15 protein-coding genes and 2 pseudogenes are annotated in these 19,753 nt (G+C 66.8%); 12 read left to right on the top strand and 5 right to left on the bottom strand.

Annotated features, from left to right (window positions below):
• The first annotated feature begins 67 nt into the window (after nucleotides 1–67).
• The 10 genes and pseudogenes from GBA63_RS12000 (at nucleotide 68) to GBA63_RS11955 (ending at nucleotide 12,822) form a co-directional block, all read left to right on the top strand.
• Nucleotides 68–1,675 carry a carboxyl transferase domain-containing protein gene (locus GBA63_RS12000; protein WP_166176364.1) on the top strand — a complete coding sequence of 536 codons (1,608 nt, stop codon included), beginning with the start codon at nucleotides 68–70 and terminating at the stop codon, nucleotides 1,673–1,675.
• A 53-nt stretch (nucleotides 1,676–1,728) separates the two neighbouring features.
• The gene (map, locus tag GBA63_RS11995) at nucleotides 1,729–2,526 is read left to right on the top strand and encodes a type I methionyl aminopeptidase (protein WP_166176362.1); all 798 of its coding nucleotides are present in this window, start codon (nucleotides 1,729–1,731) and stop codon (nucleotides 2,524–2,526) included.
• Between the two features lie 46 nt (nucleotides 2,527–2,572).
• Entirely contained in the window at nucleotides 2,573–3,364 is a 792-nt protein-coding gene (locus GBA63_RS11990; protein WP_166176360.1) for an enoyl-CoA hydratase-related protein, read from the top strand.
• Nucleotides 3,361–5,322 (top strand): ATP-binding protein, encoded by a 1,962-nt coding sequence (locus GBA63_RS11985; RefSeq protein ID WP_166176358.1) that lies wholly within the window; start codon nucleotides 3,361–3,363, stop codon nucleotides 5,320–5,322. Before GBA63_RS11990 ends, GBA63_RS11985 begins: the two co-directional genes overlap by 4 nt.
• A gap of 95 nt (nucleotides 5,323–5,417) precedes the next feature.
• Nucleotides 5,418–6,101, top strand: a complete 684-nt coding sequence (locus GBA63_RS11980) for a GntR family transcriptional regulator (RefSeq protein WP_207956741.1) — start codon at nucleotides 5,418–5,420, stop codon at nucleotides 6,099–6,101.
• Nucleotides 6,094–7,306, top strand: a pseudogene (locus GBA63_RS24400) (CaiB/BaiF CoA transferase family protein). Before GBA63_RS11980 ends, GBA63_RS24400 begins: the two are co-directional and overlap by 8 nt.
• Nucleotides 7,306–8,184, top strand: a complete 879-nt coding sequence (locus GBA63_RS11970) for a hydroxymethylglutaryl-CoA lyase (protein ID WP_166176354.1) — start codon at nucleotides 7,306–7,308, stop codon at nucleotides 8,182–8,184. The pseudogene GBA63_RS24400 and the gene GBA63_RS11970 overlap by 1 nt, the downstream one beginning before the upstream one ends.
• A 51-nt stretch (nucleotides 8,185–8,235) precedes the next feature.
• Entirely contained in the window at nucleotides 8,236–10,287 is a 2,052-nt protein-coding gene (locus GBA63_RS11965) for a hydantoinase/oxoprolinase family protein (protein WP_166180115.1), read from the top strand.
• 4 nt (nucleotides 10,288–10,291) lie between these two features.
• Nucleotides 10,292–12,185, top strand: a pseudogene (locus tag GBA63_RS11960) (hydantoinase B/oxoprolinase family protein).
• Between the two features lie 142 nt (nucleotides 12,186–12,327).
• The gene (locus GBA63_RS11955; RefSeq protein ID WP_166176352.1) at nucleotides 12,328–12,822 is read left to right on the top strand and encodes a hypothetical protein; all 495 of its coding nucleotides are present in this window, start codon (nucleotides 12,328–12,330) and stop codon (nucleotides 12,820–12,822) included.
• Nucleotides 12,823–13,050: 228 nt separating this feature from the next.
• Here the strand turns inward: GBA63_RS11955 and GBA63_RS11950 are convergent, their stop codons facing one another.
• Nucleotides 13,051–13,641 carry an antibiotic biosynthesis monooxygenase gene (locus GBA63_RS11950; RefSeq protein WP_207956738.1) on the bottom strand — a complete coding sequence of 197 codons (591 nt, stop codon included), beginning with the start codon at nucleotides 13,639–13,641 and terminating at the stop codon, nucleotides 13,051–13,053.
• 240 nt (nucleotides 13,642–13,881) lie between these two features.
• Nucleotides 13,882–14,286 carry a DUF4870 domain-containing protein gene (locus GBA63_RS11945; protein ID WP_166176350.1) on the bottom strand — a complete coding sequence of 135 codons (405 nt, stop codon included), beginning with the start codon at nucleotides 14,284–14,286 and terminating at the stop codon, nucleotides 13,882–13,884.
• Between the two features lie 194 nt (nucleotides 14,287–14,480).
• On the opposite strand from GBA63_RS11945, the gene GBA63_RS11940 reads away from it, so the two are divergent.
• The gene (locus tag GBA63_RS11940) at nucleotides 14,481–15,818 is read left to right on the top strand and encodes a citrate synthase (protein WP_228282106.1); all 1,338 of its coding nucleotides are present in this window, start codon (nucleotides 14,481–14,483) and stop codon (nucleotides 15,816–15,818) included.
• Nucleotides 15,819–15,971: 153 nt separating this feature from the next.
• On the opposite strand, the gene GBA63_RS11935 is transcribed toward GBA63_RS11940, so the two are convergent.
• On the bottom strand, nucleotides 15,972–17,411 hold the full coding sequence (locus GBA63_RS11935; RefSeq protein WP_266096266.1) for a gluconokinase: 1,440 nt from the start codon (nucleotides 17,409–17,411) through the stop codon (nucleotides 15,972–15,974).
• 166 nt (nucleotides 17,412–17,577) lie between these two features.
• Between GBA63_RS11935 and GBA63_RS11930 the strand changes: the two genes are divergently transcribed.
• Entirely contained in the window at nucleotides 17,578–18,417 is an 840-nt protein-coding gene (locus tag GBA63_RS11930; RefSeq protein WP_166176346.1) for a PRC-barrel domain-containing protein, read from the top strand.
• A gap of 93 nt (nucleotides 18,418–18,510) precedes the next feature.
• Here GBA63_RS11930 and GBA63_RS11925 read toward each other — a convergent pair whose 3' ends face one another.
• Both GBA63_RS11925 and GBA63_RS11920 read right to left on the bottom strand, forming a co-directional pair.
• Nucleotides 18,511–18,984, bottom strand: a complete 474-nt coding sequence (locus GBA63_RS11925) for a gamma-glutamylcyclotransferase family protein (RefSeq protein WP_166176344.1) — start codon at nucleotides 18,982–18,984, stop codon at nucleotides 18,511–18,513.
• A 24-nt stretch (nucleotides 18,985–19,008) separates the two neighbouring features.
• On the bottom strand, nucleotides 19,009–19,680 hold the full coding sequence (locus GBA63_RS11920; RefSeq protein ID WP_166176342.1) for a haloacid dehalogenase type II: 672 nt from the start codon (nucleotides 19,678–19,680) through the stop codon (nucleotides 19,009–19,011).
• Nucleotides 19,681–19,753: the final 73 nt, after the last annotated feature.

Raw genomic sequence — 19,753 nt, 5'->3', positions numbered from 1 at the left:
CGGTGGCGCCCGGTATCCGGCGCGGATACCATGGACGGATGCACCTCGCCCGCGCGCAAAGTGGAGCATGACGAAGCTCGGGACTCACGTGGACCCGCGCGGCGACGCCTACCGCGAGAACGCCGAAGCCTTTGAAGGACTCCTGGAAGACCTTCGTAACCGTTCCGCCGAAGCTCGCCGAGGAGGCGGAGAGAAAGCCCGGTCGCGCCACGAAGACCGGGGCAAGCTGCCGGTGCGCGATCGCGTGGACCTCCTTCTGGACCCCGGGACCGCCTTCCTGGAACTCTCCCCGCTCGCCGCCCACGGGATGTACGACGGCCGGGTGCCGGCCGCCGGCCTGGTGACCGGCGTGGGGCGCGTTTCGGGGCGGGAGGTCGTCGTCGTGGCGAACGACGCGACGGTGAAGGGCGGGACGTACTATCCGATCACGGTAAAAAAGCACCTCAGGGCGCAGGAGGTCGCCGAACAGAACCACCTGCCTTGCGTGTACCTGGTCGACTCGGGCGGGGCCTTCCTGCCGCTGCAGGACGAGGTCTTCCCCGACAGGGACCACTTCGGGCGCATCTTCTACAACCAGGCGAGGATGAGCGCCGCCGGGATACCCCAGATCTCGGCGGTCATGGGCTCCTGTACCGCCGGCGGGGCCTACGTGCCGGCGATGAGCGACGAGGTCGTCATAGTGAAGGGGACGGGTACGATCTTCCTGGGCGGACCCCCGCTCGTGAAGGCGGCCACCGGCGAGGAGGTGACGGCCGAAGAGCTGGGCGGGGCGGACGTGCACACCAGAAGTTCTGGCGTGGCGGACCACTTCGCGGAGAACGACGAGCACGCCGTAGCCATCGTGCGCCAGATCGTCGAGAACCTGAACCGGGAGAAAAGGACCCCCTGGACGGTCGAAGAGCCGGAGGAGCCGGCCCACGACCCTTCCGAGCTCTACGGCGTGGTTCCCGTCGACTACCGCCGCGGGTACGACGTTCGGGAAGTCATAGGCCGCGTCGTGGACGGCAGCCGCCTGCACGAGTTCAAGCCGCTCTACGGCGAGACGCTCGTCTGCGGCTTCGCCAGGATCATGGGCCACCCGGTGGGTATCGTCGCAAACAACGGCATCCTGTTCTCCGAGAGCGCGCTGAAAGGCGCACACTTTGTGGAGCTGTGCTGCTCCAGGGGCATACCGCTCGTCTTTTTGCAGAACATCACGGGGTTCATGGTCGGTAAGGAGTACGAGGCGGGCGGCATCGCCAAGGACGGGGCGAAACTGGTTATGGCGGTCGCCAACGCGGGCGTCCCGAAGTTCACGGTCGTGATAGGCGGCTCTTTCGGCGCCGGCAACTACGGCATGTGCGGCCGGGCCTACGGGCCCCGCTTCCTCTGGATGTGGCCGAACGCCCGCATCAGCGTCATGGGCGGCCAGCAGGCGGCGAACGTGCTCCTTACGGTTCAGGAAGACAACTTCAGACGCGAGGGCAAGGAGATGACCGATGAGGAGCGCGACGAGTTCCGGCGTCCGATCCTCGAAAAGTACGAACTGGAAGGCAACCCCTACCACTCCACCGCCCGCCTCTGGGACGACGGCGTCGTTGACCCGCTCGACACCCGCATGGTCCTCGCCCTCGGCCTCTCCGCCGCCGCGAACGCGCCGCCCGAAGTGACCAGGTTCGGCATTTTCAGGATGTGAGTTTTTAGGCTTCAGGTTTCAGGCTACAGGCTTCAGGAAGGTGCCCGGAAGATATGGTGACTCTGCGTAGTGGGCGGGAGATCGAGGGCATGAGGCGCGCGGGGGACCTGGTCGCCCGGGCTCTCGGGATGCTGCGGCCTCTCGTCCGTACGGGCGTCCGGCTGGATGAACTCGACCGGGTCGTGGGGGAGTTCCTGGCTTCGCACGGCGCCGTGTCGCCGTACGAGGGCTACCGGCCGTCTCCTTCGGTTCCGCCCTTTCCCGGTACCGTCTGCGCCTCGGTGAACGAGCAGGTGGTGCACGGTATCCCGTCCCCCAGGCGGCTGCGTAACGGGGACGTCGTCGGCATCGACGTCGGGGCCCTGCTCGACGGCTGGATGGGCGACGCCTGCTACACGTACGCCGTCGGTGAAGCGTCGCCGCGGGCGGGAAGGCTGCTTGGCGTCGCCAGGGAGTGCCTGGAGGCGGGTGTCGCCGAGGTGAGGCCCGGCGCGCGGCTCGGGGACGTCGGGGCGGCTATTCAAGAGCTGGCGGAGCGGCACGGGTACGGGGTGGTGAGGGAACTCGGCGGGCACGGCGTTGGGAGAAAGCTGCACGAGGAGCCGCACGTAAACCATTTCGGGCGCCGCGGGCGCGGCCTTCGCCTGCGGGAAGGCATGACCTTTACTATCGAGCCGATGCTGAACGAAGGGTCCCCGGAGATAAGGTTCCTCGGAGACGGCTGGACCGTCGCCACCGCCGACGGGTCGCTCTCTGCCCAGTACGAGCACACGGTCGCCGTGACCGCCGGCGGGTGCGAGGTCCTGACGCCCTGGCACCGCTACATCAGAGAGGTCCAGGCGACCGCGTGAAACCGGACATACGTCGCCAGACGGAGTAGCTGGTAGGGAGGAGACGATGCGAGAGTACGAGCACTTGAAGGTAACTAGCGCGGGGGCCGTCACGACCGTATCCCTGAACAGGCCGGACTCGCACAACGCGCTGAACAAGGGCCTGATCCGGGAACTTACACGCTGCTTCGATGACCTCTCCGAGAGCGAGCGAGCGCGCGTGGTGGTCCTGTCGGGAGAGGGGCGCTCGTTCTGCGCCGGGGCGGATATCGGGTACATGCGGGACACGGCCGGCCTCTCATACGAGGAGAACCTGGAGGACGCCCGAATGCTCGGGGCAATGTTTCGGGCCGTGGACGAGTGTCCGAAGCCGGTGATCGCGAAGGTCCGGGGCGCGGCGATGGGCGGCGGGGCGGGGCTTGTGGCGGCCGCCGACGTCGTGGTGGCCGAGGAGCGGACGCGGTTCGCGTTCTCGGAGGTGAGGCTTGGGATCGCGCCCGCCACCATAGCCCCGTTCGTGGCGCGCAAGATAGGAGCCTCCCACGCCCGCTCCCTTTTCCTGACCGGGGAACGCTTCGACGCGGCGCGGGCGCGCGAGATCGGGCTCGTCCACGAGTCGGTCGCACCACAAGAGCTCGACGCCGCCGTCGAGGGGAAGGTCGGAGAACTGCTGGCGGGAGGCCCCCACGCCCAGGCGTCCGTAAAGGCCCTTTTGCGGCAACTGGAGAGCCTGGAGCCGATGGACGCGCCCGGCCTGATGTCGCGCGTGATCTCCGAACTTCGTACCGGCGAGGAGGGGCAGGAGGGATTGTCCGCCTTCCTGGAGAAGCGCGAACCACGCTGGAGAGGGACGCCGTGAGCTTCGGAAAGCTCCTCATCGCCAACCGGGGCGAGATAGCCGTCCGCATAATCCGGGCCTGCCGCGAGCTCGGCGTCAGGAGCGTGGCCGTCTACTCTACCGCCGACGCCGAGGCCCTGCACCGCCGCCTGGCCGACGAGGCGCACCACGTCGGCCCCGCCCCGGCCGCGGAGAGCTACCTGAACGTCGATAGCATGGTCTCCGTTATCCGCGAATGCGGGGCCGAGGCCGTCCACCCGGGGTACGGGTTTCTCGCCGAGAGCGCCGCCTTCGCGCGGGCCGCAGAGGGGGCGGGCGCCGTATGGGTCGGGCCCTCTCCGGAGGCGATGGACCTCGTAGGGGACAAGGTTCGGGCAAAGGAGCTCGCGCGCCGGGCCGACGTCCCGACGGTGCCGGGGTTCGATGGGGAAGGGGCTGACGAGCAGAGGCTCGCGGAGGAGGCCGAAAACATCGGCTACCCGGTCCTCGTAAAGGCGAGCGCGGGCGGCGGCGGGCGCGGGATGCGGGCCGTCTCCCGGCCGGAGGACTTCGCGGAGGCCGTCCGGGGGGCGAGCAGGGAGGCCGAAGCAGCCTTCGGCGATGGGTCAGTGTTCCTGGAGAAGCTCATACAGGACCCCAGGCACGTCGAGGTGCAGGTGGTCGGGGACGGGTACGGCAACGTCCTCCACCTCGGCGAGAGGGAGTGCTCGATCCAACGCCGCCATCAGAAGGTGGTCGAGGAGGCCCCGTCCCCGGCCCTCGACCCGGAACTCAGGGCCGAGATCTGCGCGGCCGCCGTCCGCCTGGCCCGGGAGGCCGGCTACCGCAACGCGGGCACGGTCGAGTTCCTGCTCCAGAGGGGCGAAGCCGGCGACGACTTCTACTTCCTGGAGATGAACGCCCGCCTGCAGGTGGAGCACCCGGTAACGGAACTGGTGACGGGCCTCGATCTCGTCCACCTCCAGCTGGCGGTCGCCGCCGGAGAGAAGCTCCCGATCCCGCAGGCGGAGATCTCCCCCCGCGGCAGCGCCATCGAGGTCCGCCTCTACGCCGAAGACGAGAACGGCCTCCCGTCGGGCGGCCGGCTGCTGGATTTCAACCCGCCCCAAGGCCCCGGCGTCCGCAACGACGCGGGCGTCGCGCCCGGCGACGAGGTCCCCCTCGACTACGACCCGATGCTCGCGAAGCTGATCGTCTGGGCCCCCGACCGTCCCACGGCCGTCCGCCGCCTCCGCTCATCCCTGGCCGACTACGAGGTCTCCGGTCCCACCACCAACCTCCCGCTCCTGCGCCGCATCGCAGCCCACCCGGCCTTCGCCGCCGGCGAGACGACGACCGGCTTTCTGGAGAGGCACCGCCTATCAGAACCGCCGGCCAATAAACCCATTCCCCGCGAAGCCCTACTTCTGGCCGCCGCCGCGGAACTCTCGCGCCCGCCCACCTCCACAGATCCCTTCTCGGCCGGACCCTGGCGCCTCCTCGGCGCGACCCGCCTGCGCTACGCGGCGGGACCACACACCCACGAAGTCCTCGCCGAACGGGCCGGTGGCAAACGGCTCCTGCTGCGCCTCGACGGCAACGAAACCGTCGTGGACGTACGTCACGCCGGGCCGCCGGACCTGCGCGTGGTGATCGATGATTCGCCCGTCTCCGCCCGCGTTTCCGCTGAGGATGGGATGATCTTCGTTTCGTACGGCGGAGAGACCTATCCTTTCGGGAAGCCCGGGCCTCCGGGCGTGGAGGACTCGGCCTCTGGGACTACCGCCGCCGGCCTCGTCGCCCCCATGCCAGGCACGGTGGTACGGGTTCTGGTCTCGGTCGGCGACGAGGTCGAGGAGGGGCAACTCCTGCTGGTCCTCGAAGCCATGAAGATGGAGCAACCCTTCACCGCCCCGCACGCCGGGCGGGTCAAATCCCTCCCCTACAAAGAGGGCTCGCTCGCGCCGGGCGGCGCCGTTCTCGTCGGGCTTGAAGAATGACTATGCCAGAGATTCCGAAAACAACACTTGACACAAAAGCCGGAGGTCACTAGATTGTATACAAAAGGGAGCGAGACGATCATGGTGCTTTCGGGGTGGTGAGGAAGAGCCAGAGGAGTTCGGGGCCCTCGCGGGTCTTCGAGACTCTGCGGCGTTCTATTCTGGAGGGGGAGTACGCTCCGAACGAGCGGTTGGTCGAGGAGCAGCTCGCGGAGAGGTTGAGGGTAAGCAGGACGCCCATCCGGCAGGCCTTGACCATGTTGGAGGCGGAGGGGCTCGTCGAGATCGAGCCGAACAAGGGGGCTGCGGTCCGTTCGTTCAGCGTGCAGGACGTGTGGGAGATCTACGATCTGCGCGCCGTTCTCGAAGGGCACGCGGCGCGGCGGGCGGCCAGCCGCATAAACAGGGAAGAGCTAGACAGACTCTGGGATCTTGCCGGGCAAATGGAGCGGCAGGATCGCGGGCAGTTCCTGAGCCACGAGGAGGAGATCCGGTGGCTCGTCGGGGCGAACGGGGAGTTTCACGGGATCATCGCCGCCGCGGGCCGCAACCCGCGCCTGGAGCAGCTCATCCAGCGCACGGTTCAGGTGCCGCTCGTCTTCAAGGCCTTCTACTGGTACACGCCCCACGAGCACGTGATCTCAAACCACTACCACCGCCAGATCGCGGGCGCTTTGGAGGCCGGCGACGCCGAGCGGGCCGAGATCGTCATGCGCGAGCACGTCTACGAGGGCCGGGACTTCGTCATAAGGGCGCTGGAGGAGGACGCGGATGGATGAGGGGTCAAACGGCGGGCGCCCGCTCGAAGGGCTGCGCGTCGTCGAGATGGGCAGCCTTCTCGCCGGACCCTTCTGCGGCCAGCTTCTGGGAGACTTCGGCGCCGAGGTGATCAAAGTCGAGGCGCCGGGCAAGGGCGACCCGATGCGCGAGTGGGGCCGCCATCGGAAGGAGGGGCGGACCCTCTGGTGGCCCATCATCGCCCGCAACAAGAAGAGCGTCACGCTGAACCTCAGGGAAGAAGAGGGGCAGGAGCTCGCGCGCAGGCTAATCGCCGAGGCGGACGTGCTCGTCGAGAACTTCAGGCCGGGCACCATGGAGAAGTGGGGGCTCGGGTACGGAGATCTGGCGGCTACGAACCCGGGCCTCGTCATGGTCAGGGTCTCCGGGTTCGGGCAGACGGGGCCGTACAGGGAGCAGGCGGGGTTCGGGTCTATCGGGGAGGCCATGGGGGGATCCGGCACGTTACGGGTTTCCCGGATCAGGCCCACCCCGAACCGGCGTGTCGTTGGGCGACTCCCTGGCCGCCACCTTCGGCGCCCTGGGCGCTCTGACCGCCCTCTACCACCGCGAGGCGCATTCGGGGCGGGGGCAGGTGGTCGACGTCGGGATCTACGAGGCCGTGCTCGCCCTCATGGAGAGCACCATCCCCGAGCACGTCCTGACGGGCCACACGAGGGGTCGCACCGGCACCGTCCTGCCCTTCGTGGCGCCGTCGAACATCTACCCCACAAAGGACGAGGACTACGTCCTCATAGCCGGCAACGCGGACAACGTCTTCAGGCGGCTCGCGAAAGCCGTCGGCCATCCCGAGTGGGCCGAGGACGAGAAGTACGCGACTCACCACGCCAGGGGCGAGAACATGGAGGAGCTGGATGCCAGGATCTCCACCTGGACGAAGGAGCGCAGCGGAGACCAGGTCCTGGAAGCGATGGCCGAGGCCGGTGTTCCGGCGGGCAAGGTCTTCACGGCGGCGGACATGGTCGAGGACCCGCACTACGCCGCGCGGGAGAACATCGTCGAGGTGGAGGACCCCGAGATCGGGCCGTTCCCGATGCAGAACGTCGTCCCGCGCCTCACGGAGACCCCCGGCGAGGTCCGCTGGACGGGCCCGGCCCTCGGCCAGCACAACGACGAAATCTACGGCGGGCTGCTCGGGCTAAACGACGAAGAACGCGAGAAGTTGCGCGCCGGAGGCGTCGTCTAGTGTACGTCGAGATCGTGGACGTCGGCCCCCGAGACGGCCTCCAGAACGAGAAGAAGATCCTGACGCCCGAGACCCGGGCCGAACTCTGCGACCGGCTCTCCGCCGCAGGCCTCCCGCGCGTCGAGGCCGCGAGCTTCGTAAACCCGAAGCGCGTCCCGCAGATGGCCGGCGCGGAAGAGGTCATGAACGGCCTCGACCGCCACGAGGGCACCGTCTACGCGGGGCTGGTGCTGAACGAGAGGGGATACGAGCGTGCTGTGGAGGCCGGGGTTGACGAGGTCCGCTACGCCTTCCCGGTCACGGAGACCTTCGCCAGAAAGAACCAGAACACCACCGTGGAAGAAGCCACGGCCCTCGCGGGTAGGCTCGTGGAGCGGGCGCGGCTCGACGGCGTCCGGGTCTCCATAACGCTCTCCGCCGCCTTCGGCGACCCGTTCGAGGGAAAGGTCGAGCCCGCTCACGTCCTGAAGATAGCCGAAAAGGTCTCCGAAGCGCACCCCGACGAAGTAGTCCTGGCCGACACCATCGGGGTCGGCGTTCCGACCCAGGTGCGGGATCTCGTCGCCGGGGTCGCGCAGATGGGCGTAACCGCCGGCTGCCACTTCCACGACACCCGCAACACGGGTATCGCTAACGCGGCGGCGGCCGTCGAGAGCGGGGCGAGGGTCCTCGACGCCTCCGTCGGCGGAACCGGCGGCTGCCCATTCGCCCCACGCGCGACGGGCAACATTGCCACCGAAGACCTCGTCTACCTGCTGCACGGGATGGGGCACGAGACGGGGATCGATCTAGAGTCGTTGATCGGCGTGGCCGAGTGGTTGGCGGAGCGACTCGGGAAGGAACTGCCGGGACAGGTCTACAAAGCGGGGAATTTTTGAGCGGTCAGCTATCAGCGCTGATAGCTGACCGCTAAGCGACCGAAGGGAGCGATCATGTACAACGTCGCGGTAGACGTCGGGGGAACTTTCACGGACGTGCTGGTCTTCGATGAGGGAACGGGTGAACTAACCGAAGGCAAGGTCCTCTCGACGCCGGACGACCCTTCGCGGGGGGTCGTCGAGGGGATGGAGCGGGCTTGCGAGAAGGTCGGTATAGGGTTTTCGGACCTGCGGTTGCTCTTTCATGGGACGACCGTGGTGACGAACATGATCCTGACGAACACTGGTTCCCGTGTGGGGCTCCTGACGACGAAGGGGCACGAGCAGATCCTGTACCTCGCCCGCGCCTGGACGCCGGGGCCCCTCTACGGCTGGATGGCCCTCCAGAAACCCGACCCGCCCGCCGATCCGACCGACACGATCGGCATCTCCGAACGGATGACCGCCGACGGCTCCGCCATCTCAGAACTCGACGAGGACGAGGTGCGCGAGGCCGTCGAGAGGCTCGTGGACGGTGGCGTGGAGTCGCTCGCCATCGGCTTTCTCAACTCTTACGTGAACCCGGCCCACGAGCGGAAGGCCCGCGACGTCGCCCGAAAAGCGTACCCGGACCTGCCGGTCTCCATCTCGGCGGACATCGGGCAGGAGTACGGTGAGTACGAGCGGACGCTGACGACGGTGGTCAACACGGCCGTGCAGCCGCGCACGATCACGTACATGCGCGGGTTCGAGTCGTCCATGAAAGAGAAACGATTCGGGGGACGGCTCTCCATAGTCCGCTCAGACGGCGGGTCGATGAGCACGGAGGCCGTGGCCGAGCGGCCCATACAGATCGCCCTGTCCGGACCTTCCGGTGGCGTTACGGGCTCGGCGTACCTGGCGCGTGAGATCGGGGTCCCGGACATCCTCACCCTGGACATGGGCGGGACGAGCACGGATGTGGCCTTGTGCCTGGACGGCCAGACGCCGCTGCAGCGCGAGATCTCCCTCGGCTACTTCCGCTTCAAGGTCCCCTCGGCGGACGTCCACAGCGTCGGCGCCGGCGGCGGCTCGATAGCCTTCCTCTCCGCGAGCGGCGCCCTGCAGGTGGGACCGGCGAGCGCAGGCGCGGACCCCGGCCCTGCCGCCTACGGCCGCGGCGGCGAGGCCCCGACGGTTACCGACGCGAACGTGGTGCTTCACCGCATCCCGCCGGGCGTCGCCCTCGGAGGAACGCTGGAGCTGGACGAGGAGGCGGCCAGGAAGGCCGTGCAGACGGTCGCAAAGCCGCTGAAGATGAGCGTGGAGGAGGCCGCGGAGGCGATCCTCGAGATCGTCAACGAGAACATGCACGCGGCGCTCCGGGTCGTCAGCGTCGAGCGGGGGCACGACCCTCGCGAGTTCGGGCTCGTCGCGTTCGGCGGTGCCGGTCCGATGCACGCGTGCGCGCTGGGGCGCCTGATCCGGTCCCACCCAGTCGTCGTCCCGCCTACCCCCGGCGTCATGAGCGCCTTCGGCTTCCTCTCCTCGGACATCCAGAACGAGTTCCCCGAGACCTACCTGCGCACCGCGGAAGAGACGCCGGCCCGAGAGCTGAAGACCACCGTGGAGGGGCTCGTCTCCCAGGCGAACGAGTGGCTAGACGGCGAGGGCGTCCCCGAAGACCAGAAGCGCTTCGACCTGTACGCGGACTGCCGCTACTACCTGCAGAACATCCAGATCCCCTGCCGCTTCGAGCTCGACGAGCTCTCCGGCGAAGACTCGACGTTCCTGCGGACGCGCTTCGAGGAGGCCCACACCCAGCGCTACAACTTCGAGCTGCCCGACTCGCCGCTGGAGATAGCCACCGTGCGGGTCATCGGGCGGGGCACCATAAAGGGCGTGACGCTCTCCGAGAGCAAGAACGGGGCCGGTAGCGACGTTTCGGACGCACTGATGCGGACGGAGCAAGGGTATTTCGGCGGTTGGGTCGACACGCCCATTCTCGACCGGAACAAACTCAGGCCGGGGCATGAGATCTCCGGCCCCGCCGTCGTGGTGCAGGACGACACGACGACCGTCATCGAGCCGGGCTACAAGGGCGAAGTGGACCGTTTCGGGAACATCCTGATCGAGGAGGCTTAAAGAGATGGTGCTGCATGAGGGAACCCTCCCGGACTTCGTCCGCGACCACGATATAGACCACGTAACGCTCGACATCATAGAGAACGCCCTCAAGAACATCCGCCACGAGATGGACCGCGTCCTCGTAACCACCGCGGTTAGCCCCGTCATCCGGGAACAGGCCGACGAGTTCCCCCTCATAGCGGACAAGAAGGGGCGCATGATCGTCGGCCAGTTCGGCAGCCCCGTCGACACCGTTCTGGACAATTCTCCGTATAAAGCCGAAGACCTCAAAGACGGGGATGTCATAGCCCTTAACGATCCGTACATGATGGAGGGGAGCACCTCGCACCTGCCCGACATCCTGCTTGTGCGCCCGATCTTCCACACGGGCGATCACATCGGATACGCCCTGCAGTGGGGCAACCTGATGGACGTTGGGGGGTCCACCGCGGGCTCCATCCCCATCGACGCGCGTTCGATCTTCGAGGAGGGCGTCCGCATGCCCCCGTCAAGCTCTACGACGGCGGCAAGCTCAACGAGGAGGTCCTCCGCTTCTTCTGCCACAACTCCCGCACCCCCGAGAGACCCGCGCCGACGTCATGGCCATAGCGGCAGGAACGGCGGCGGGCGCGCAAAGAGTAAAGGACATCTGCGACCGGTTCGGAAAGGGCACGTACCTCGAGGCGTGCGACGCGTTGTTGGCGCGGACTCGGACGAGCATTATCGGCCTGATCCGGCAGCTAATCCCGGAAGGACGGCGCTTCGAGTTCGAGGACTTCACCGACGACGACGGCCTCGGCAACGGTCCCATAAAGCTCAAGCTCGCGATGTGGCGCGAGGGAGACAGCCTGCACCTCGACTGGGCGGGCACCGACGATCAGGTCCCGGGGCCCGTGAACTTCCTCCTCAACAAGGAGATGTTCCAGATGTTCGCCGGGGTCTTCCTGATCTCCGCCGTCGACCCGACCATCCTCTTCAACGACGGCTACGCCGACGTGATCCACGTGAACATCCCCGAAGGCTCCGTCCTCCGCCCCAAGGCGCCGGCTCCGCTCTCTAATCGCCTCGTTGTAATGGCCCGCCTCTTCGACGTGCTCGGGGCGGTCTACGCGAAGGCCATCGGGTTCAACGTCTCCGGCTCCTACGGCACGAGCCCGAACTTCGTCTACTCCGGTGTCAAGAAAGACGGCGAGCCGTTTCAGACCATGGAGATTCTGTACGGGGGAATACCCGCTATACCGGGCAAGGACGGGCTGGACGGGCATTCGTGGTGGCCCGAGTTCATGGCAGTCCCCGCAGAGTACATGGAGACCTACTACCCGATGCTCGTGGACGAGTACTCGGTGCGACCGGATTCCTGCGGGGCCGGCCAGTTCCGGGGCGGGTGCGGGATCAAGAAGGTCTATCGTTTCCTCGCCGACGGTGCGATCACCTACCAGGACGACCGGGCGGCCACCTTCCCCTACGGCGTCGCCGGCGGCAAACCCGGCGCGTCTTCCAGGAAGACCCTGATCCGATCGAGCGGAGAGACTGTAGAGATGCCGTCCAAGGTGCGCGACGTGCCAGTCTACGAGGGCGACCGCCTCGTCTTCGAGACGGCCGGCGCGGGCGGGGTCGGCGATCCCCTCGAACGCGACCCCGATGCCGTTGCCAAGGACCTGCGCTGGGACCTCGTCAGTGCCGAATCAGCCGAGCGTGAATACGGCGTGGTCGTCGGGGACGATGGCTCCGTCGACGCTGCGGCGACCGAATCGAAGCGGGGGGAGATCCGGGCCGGACGCGGCGAACTCCTCGGCTTCGACCACGGCGACCTGCCCCCGCTCGAAGAGCAGCGCCACGCCATAGCCGAGACGCGCCGCGAGTTCAATGAGTGGCTCTCCGGTGAGCTCGGCGCCGCCAGAAACGGCAAGGTGTGACGGACGCCCACATCGAAGGCTTCGGCGGACGTGGCGGCTCCGGCCGCCGCCTCGCTCCCGGCGCCACAGACACGTTGGTGGAGCTCGAAGCAGCAACTCCCCGGGGAGGCGGGAATTTCGTTGGACGATTAGAATGCGCCTTATGAAGGAACGGAACGTCGTAGTGTTGGTGGCCGTCGCAGCGCTGGCGCTCCTGACGGTGCGGTTTGTGGAACCTGCTTTCCTGGGGGGGACGGACGGCCCTTCCGGTCGGGAACAGGCCCCGCCGGCCGTCGTCCAGGTCAAGCGAGATTTTATGTTCCAGGTCAACGGGTTCGAGGCCGAAGGGCAGACGCTAAACATGTTCTTTCACTACCGCTACGACCCGGGGATAGCGACGGACGAGATCCCCGACTTCCGGAGCCTCAGGACCGACGCCATAAACTACATGCACGACAACGCCAGGGAAGGCGTCTACTGGGAGACCCTCAGCCGGGGCGTCTGCACCCTACTCAAGAACAAGTACCCCGTCGAGGCCATCTCCTGCCAGCTCCAGATCTACCCGGGCAGGGATCCCGGGTTCAGCTCCAGCACCCACACCATAGGCGCGATCAAACCCCTAGCCGTCCCCGGCCCGCTCACGTCTGGGAACGATTAGCGCAAGAGAATAGGTAACCGCCGGATCGACGCCAGCTCTGGCGTCGATCCGGCCGCAGTACTTACCGCCGTGTCGCGCCGCGTTCTGACGGATTCAAAGTGGCTTTGCAAAGAGTATGAACATCTTTGCAAAGCCATCAGCTCTCAGCCAAGAGCAAAACAGCTGACTTCTGAGAGCGGAGGCGAAGCCGGAGCGGGCTGATCGCTGACCGCTCTAGGCTGACGGCCGCTACTCTTTCGGATAGAGCCAGAACGAGAAGAGGCGGGTCATGCGCGGCATGATAACGTAGGTCATGAGGCTGACCATGGTTAGCGTGAAGAGGAGCGTCCGCAGCACCGTCGGCAGCAGGTTCAGGAGCGGGCCGAAGAGGGTGAAGATGATGAGGACCGTCGGAAAGACGGCGAGCCACGTAACGACGGCCATCTTGTAGCGCGGCGGGGCCGGCTGGCCCTCTTTGGACGGCAGGGTGAACCAGGTCTCGAGCCCGGTGAGCCTGCGGACCGTCTGCTCCCGCACCAGGGGCTCGGCCTTGTCCAGCCAGCGGCGGCGCTCGTCGGAGGCCTCCCACCGTTCGAGGTTGCTGGCGTGGTCGAAGCGGTAGATGATGCTGTACTCGTCGTCCTCGGAGTTGCTCGGGCGCAGGACGTCGGAGCCGAGGTAGCCGGGGAACTCCTTGACCGCGGCGAGGATGCCGGAGATCCAGGCCTCGAACTCCTCCTCCCTGCCCGGCTCGACCCGGCGCGAGGCCACGCCCGTCGCGGGCGGGTCCTCCCGCTTCTGGTCTTCCGGGTTTTCGACGTACTCGTGCATCTCGCCCATGCTGGCCGCTCTCCGTGGGGTCGTGGACCGGCCACAATTAAACCCCGCGGAGGGCCGCATCACCACCCGCTGCCTGAAAACGCCGGGTCTAAAGCGGATCGCGGTGGCCTTGAGCCACCGCGATCCGCGCGGTCAGCTATCAGCGCGCTCCGGCTTCGCCTCCGCTTTCAGCCATCAGCTTTTTTGCTCTTGCTGAAAGCTGACAGCTCGCAAAGAGGCCCGACCTCTTTGCGAACCGTTTCAGTGGTAGGAACGAACGTCCGTGTAAGCCCGGTAAGCCTCGTAGGACGCGTGGGCAAAGAAGCCGAGGGTCAGCAGGATCATGACGGGCCAGAACACGAGGCCTATAACGAATGCCGTAAGGAAGAAGGTGACGGACCACCCTATGAAGAGGCCGCCGATCCAGACGGACTGGTAGATCACGGCCCGCATCGCGTGGTGGGCGATCACAGACGAACGTTCCCTGTAGACGAGCCACACCACGAACGCCGCCACCGGACCCAGAAAACCGGTGAAGATGTTCAGGTACGCGCTCAGATGCGCCAGCGCCGACCACGAGCGCTCGTCGGCCGGGCTCGTCAGTCCGGGGGAGTGGGGGACGCGAAGGTCCCTCTCCTCCTGGATCCCGTAGTTGTCCCTGTCCACGCCTACTCCTTCTCTCGGAACGCCACCCACGTATACGACGGGGACGATGGCGGGTTTCGGCCCGCGGGCGGCGCAACCTTTTCCTTTGCCCCGCGTTGGGGGATAATGCCGGGGAGCGAGGGGCAACGGTCGCGCATACATATATGCGAAGTAAACATATATAATCTGGCCTTGGTATTTAGAAAGGGGCTCACTTGAGCGAAGAGTCGCAGAGCACGGGGAACGGTCGGGCGGGCACGGCTTCGGGTGTTGAGAGCCTGTCGATCACGGACAACAGGACGGGCAAGAGTTACGACGTCGAGATCAAGGACGGGACCGTCAAGGCGATGGACCTGCGCCAGATCAAGACCGACGACGAGGACTTCGGCCTGATGACCTACGACCCCGGCTTCACCAACACGGCGAGTTGCCGGAGTGCGGTCACCTACATCGACGGCGAGAAGGGCATCCTGGAGCACAGGGGCATCCCGATCGAGCAGCTCACCGAGCACTCCAACTTCCTGGAGGTCTCGTACCTGGTGCTTCACGGGCACCTGCCAACGCAGAAAGAGTACGACGAGTGGGTCTACGACATCACCCACCACACCTACGTTCACGAGATGATCAAGCGCTTCATGGACGGCTTTCGCCACGACGCGAACCCCATGGGCATGCTGCTCGCGAGCGTCGGCGCGCTCTCGACCTTCTACCCGGAGGCGAGGGACACCTCCGACGAGTTCCAGCGCTACGTCTCGGCCGTGCGCCTGATCGCCAAGATGCCCACCCTCGCCGCCTTCGCCTACCGCCACAGCCTCGGCCTGCCCTACGTTTACCCGGACAACGACCTGACGTACACGGGCAACTTCCTCTCCATGCTCTTCAAGATGGCCGAGCCCCGCTACGAGCCCGACCCCAGGATAGAGAAGGCTCTGGACGTCCTCTTCATCCTCCACGCCGACCACGAGCAGAACTGCTCGGCCGCGGCCGTGAGGGTGGTGGGCAGCGCGATAAACGACCCCTTCACCTCCGTAGCCGCGGGCGTGGCCGGGCTCTACGGACCCTCGCACGGCGGGGCCAACGTGGCGGTCCTAAAGATGCTCGAGCGCATCAAGTCCGCGGACAACATCCCCGACTTCCTGCAGAGCGTCAAGGACGGCAACGAGCGGCTGATGGGCTTCGGGCACAGGGTCTACAAGAACTACGACCCGCGCGCCCGCATCATCCGCGGCCACGTCGACGAGGTTTTGGAGGCGACCGGCAAGAGCAGCCCGCTCCTCGACGTCGCCATAGAGCTCGAGAAGCGGGCGCTCGACGACGAGTACTTCACCGACCGCAAGCTCTACCCGAACGTGGACTACTGGTCCGGGATCATCTACGAGGCGATGGGCATCCCGACCGACGCTTTCACCGTCATGTTCGCCATCGGACGGACCCCCGGCTGGACGGCCCAGTGGATGGAGCTCATGAACGACGAGGAGTTCAGGATCGCCCGCCCGCGTCAGATCTACACCGGCCCCCGCCAGACCGATTACGTGCCGATGGGCGAGCGCTAGCGAACGCTGGCGCGTTCGCGCTTTCAGCGGTCAGCCCTCAGCTTTCTCCGAGGGATGACCGCCCTCTCTATGCGCTTGACTTTGTCCTTCGTGGTCACAGGCTGACCTCCGCCGCAGACGACTGGCTGACCGCTGAAAGCTGACGGCTGAAAGCTAAGACAACACTGCTTCGTACAGGCGGCGTTGGCGTTCGAGGGCGTTGCTGTAGGTTTCGTGCCTCGCCGGGTCCGGCTCGAAGGTCTCACCCAGGGGGGCTTCTGTTTCTTCTATGCGGGGACCGCCGAGGGCTTCGAGGGCGAGAAGGGTGGCGCCGCGGCTGGAGGCCTCTTCGACGGCCGAGATGGTCACGGGGCGGCCCAGGGCGTCGGCCATTATCTGGGTCCAGGTCGGGGAGTTGAGGAGGCCGCCTCCCGTGGCTATCACCCGTTTGTCGGTGGGGGAGGCTTCTTGGAGGATCTCGGCTATGAGGGCGAAGCGGTGGGCGACGGCTTCCATGGCGGCGCGCAGGATCTCCAGCGGCGTGTTGCTCATGGAGAGGCCCGAGATGGTCCCGTTGGCCTTGTCGGCCCAGGAGGGGCCGCGTTCGCCGTTCAGGATCGGGAGGAAAGTTAGGCCGTGGGCGTCCGGTTCCATCTCGGCCAGCAGCTTCTCCGTCTCGTCGGGATCCGGCAGGCGGAGGGTGTCCCTGAGCCAGCCGACGAGGTTGCCCCCGTCAGAGAGCGCCCCGCCCATGACGAAGCGGCTCGCGTCCGCCCTGTAGCACCACGGGCCGGGCGGTATCTCGACCCTGTCAGCCCGCCACAGCACCCTCATAGCGCCGCTCGTGCCGACCATCAACGCGAGCCGGTCGCCGCCGGTGCAGCCACTTCCAATGTTCGAGCAAGCGCCGTCCCCCGCGGCCTGGAACCACGGCACATCCTTTAGCGCGGGCCAGCGCTCGGCCCATTCGCCTTTGAGCCCTGTCAGCGGCTCGTCCGAAAGGTCGGGGAGTTGCGCCTCGTACACGGGGAGGGCTTCCAGGGTCTCGGCATCCCAGCGCTTCGCGTTCTGGTCGAAAAGGCCCGTGGCCGAGGCCATCGAGGTGCCGATGGTGGGGGATCTGCCGAAGAGGCGCGCGTAGAAGTAGTCGGCGGGGGAGACCCACCGCCTCGTCCTGCGGAACGCGGCCGGGTCCGCCTGGCGGAGCCAGAGGAGCTTGGCGGGCCAGTAACTGGAGTGGAGGGGGGCGCCGGTCCGCCGGTGCACGGCGGTCTCGTCGAGCCGTTCGCGCAGGCCTCCGGCGGCGCCGGCCGCCCGGCGGTCGGCCCAGGTCAGGATGGGGGTGGTCGGGCCCCCGTCTCCGCCGACGCCGAGCACCGAGTGCCAGAAAGTGCCGGTTGCCACGCACAAGATGCTGGCGTCGCCGGCGCGGGAGAGGGCGCCGTCTATCGCGCGGGCCACCAGGTCGAGGAGTTCGTCGGCGTCCGCGGTGGCGCCGCCGTCGGGGGTGTAGTCGAACTCGTGGTCGAACTTGACGGCCGATTCTTCGATTGCGTCGCCCCTGGCGTCGTGCAGGGCGGCGCGCACCGAGGACGAGCCAACGTCAACCGACAAGACCCTCGCGTTCTCCGATCCGTCAAAAGCCACGTTCACACCCCCGGAAGAGCTCCCGGCCAAAGTCTAGCAAGGGTGCCGGGTGGGCGAGTTTGAGATGTTTAGCCACGGACTCGCCGCGGGTACGCAAGACATGGTGGATAGAGGTTTATAGAGGAGGAGCAAAGTGGCCAGCGAAGAGCGTCTGCGGGAGCTCGAGGAGAAGTACGAAGGTTACACCGTCTACGACAACGCGGGAAGCAAGATCGGGAAGGTAGACGACCTTTTCGTGGACGAGTCGGACAACGAGGAGTACATCGGCGTCAAGATGGGCTTCTTCGGGACCAAGTCCACCCTGATCCCAACCGAGATCATCCGAATCAACGAGAACGACAGGACCATAGAGGTCTCCGAGTCGAAGGACCACGTCAAGGACGCCCCAAACTTTAGCGACGACGACGAAGTGACCAGGGAATACGAGGAGCGCATCCGCAGCCATTTCGGCCTCGAATCCCTCGGAAGCGGGTCCGAGCGCGGCCCTTACGGCGGCGCGGCTTCCGGGACCTCGGACCGCGACGAGGGCGACCGGGGGTACTCGGATCAGGGCTCGTCGTCGTACGATTCTGGCGATAGGGACCGCGAGTCGTCGAACTACGACACCCGGGACGACGCGAGCGGTTCTTCCGGCGTGGATACAGAGTACGGTGAACGCCGGGACTCGGACGCGGCATCCGCGGGGAGCGCAGGGACCGCCGCGTATCAGGGTTCCAGTGAATCTTCCTCAAGGTCCGAAGGGTATACCGAGGAGCGCGGAAGCTCGGAAGGGACCGAGAGCCGGTACGGAGACACGGGTTCGTCCGGCGCTACGGGCGGTTCGTCGTCGGAAAGCTCGTCCGGGTCGACGCCATCGACCACCCGCCAGACCGAGGAGACCGAGACCTTTCAGGAGGGCGGTCGAACCAAAATCCGACGCCGCATCATCCGCGAAGAGGTGGTGGACGCCGACGACCAGGGAACGAGTTCTTAGAGCTTTCAGCGAGGGCAAAAAGCTGACCGCTGAAAGCGGAGGCCTGCGGAGCAGGCCGAAGAGGGCTAATTGCTGATAGCTCGCCCTGCTTCGTCAGGCGGGCCAGTGGCCCCCGGGTAGGTGCCTGCCGGTCGGATGCCGCACGACGTAAGACCATGCGAAGGTGAGCGTCCCGTCTTCCGCATGGGCGGGTATGAGGACGCGTTCGTAGGGGCTGGTGGGGTCCCCCGGCACGAACCCTTCTAGCCGGTCGAGGGCCCGTAGACGCTCCCCCGCGTCGTCGAAGGTGTACAGCTCCCCGGAGACGGTGGGTTGTTCGAGGGCCGGTATGCCGTCCGGCCGCGTCCTGAAGCGGGCCTCACTGGCATCGCGTATGGGGTTTGCGGTTCCGACGGCCAGGACGTCTTCTTCGAGCACCACCAGGGCAGGGTATCCCTCGGGCAGGTCGTAGAGGGAGCCCCGCACGGTCGCGTTTCGCGCCCGCAAGGCGCCGTGGCAGTAAGCGTGGTTGCGTTGTCCGCGCATGAGCGTGCCGTAGAAGAACATATCGAAAGGGGGGCAATCCATACCCGGAGCTTCGGCTGTTGGCCCTTACGCGTCGGCCGCGATAATGAGGGAGGCGACCTCGTTCAGGTCGGATCCCACGACCTCTGGCGCCGGGGCGAGCGGGTCGAGCACCATGCCGGGCCTGGCGACGAAGGCGGCGGCGCAGCCGGCCCTCATGGCGCCGGCCACGTCCCAGGCGTGGGCCGCGACTAGTCTGACGTCCTCCACGCCGACGCCCAGGCTCTCTGCGGCGGCGCGGTAGGGTTCGGGCGCGGGTTTCAGGCGCTGTACGGTGTCGGCGGAGAGTATCTGCTCGAAGCGGTCGGCGAGGCCGGCGTTGGAGAGCTGGGTGTTCGCGACCTCCTCCGTCGAGTTGGTGAGCGCGGCGAGCCTGATGCCGGCGTCGCGCAGGCGGTCGAGCGCGTCTGGCGCCTCGGGGTGGGGCGGCAGCTCGCGCATGCCGGCGAGGATGTGTTGTTGGTCCTCCTCCGAAACCTTCACTCCGCGCCGCGCGGCCGTCATCTGGAGCGCGGCGCCGCCGATGGTTCCAAAGTCCGAGTACGCCCCCGTTATCGTCGCGACGAATGCCGACTGGAGTACCTGCTGGAACCACTCCCGCCGGACCGCGGCGTCGCCGAAGACCCGCTCGAAGCGCGGGTCTAGCGCCCCGAGGTCTAGCAGCGTCTCGTTGACGTCAAAAACGCAGATACTGGCCATGTACCCTCTCCTCCCGAATCAGACGCGCTAGCCCGCGCACGGCATCGTAGACCTACCCGGATCGGCCGATGCG

This window comes from Rubrobacter tropicus (genome assembly GCF_011492945.1).
GTDB classification, from domain to species: Bacteria; Actinomycetota; Rubrobacteria; order Rubrobacterales; family Rubrobacteraceae; genus Rubrobacter_D; species Rubrobacter_D tropicus.
This window is presented reverse-complemented; position numbering and strand designations above follow the sequence as displayed.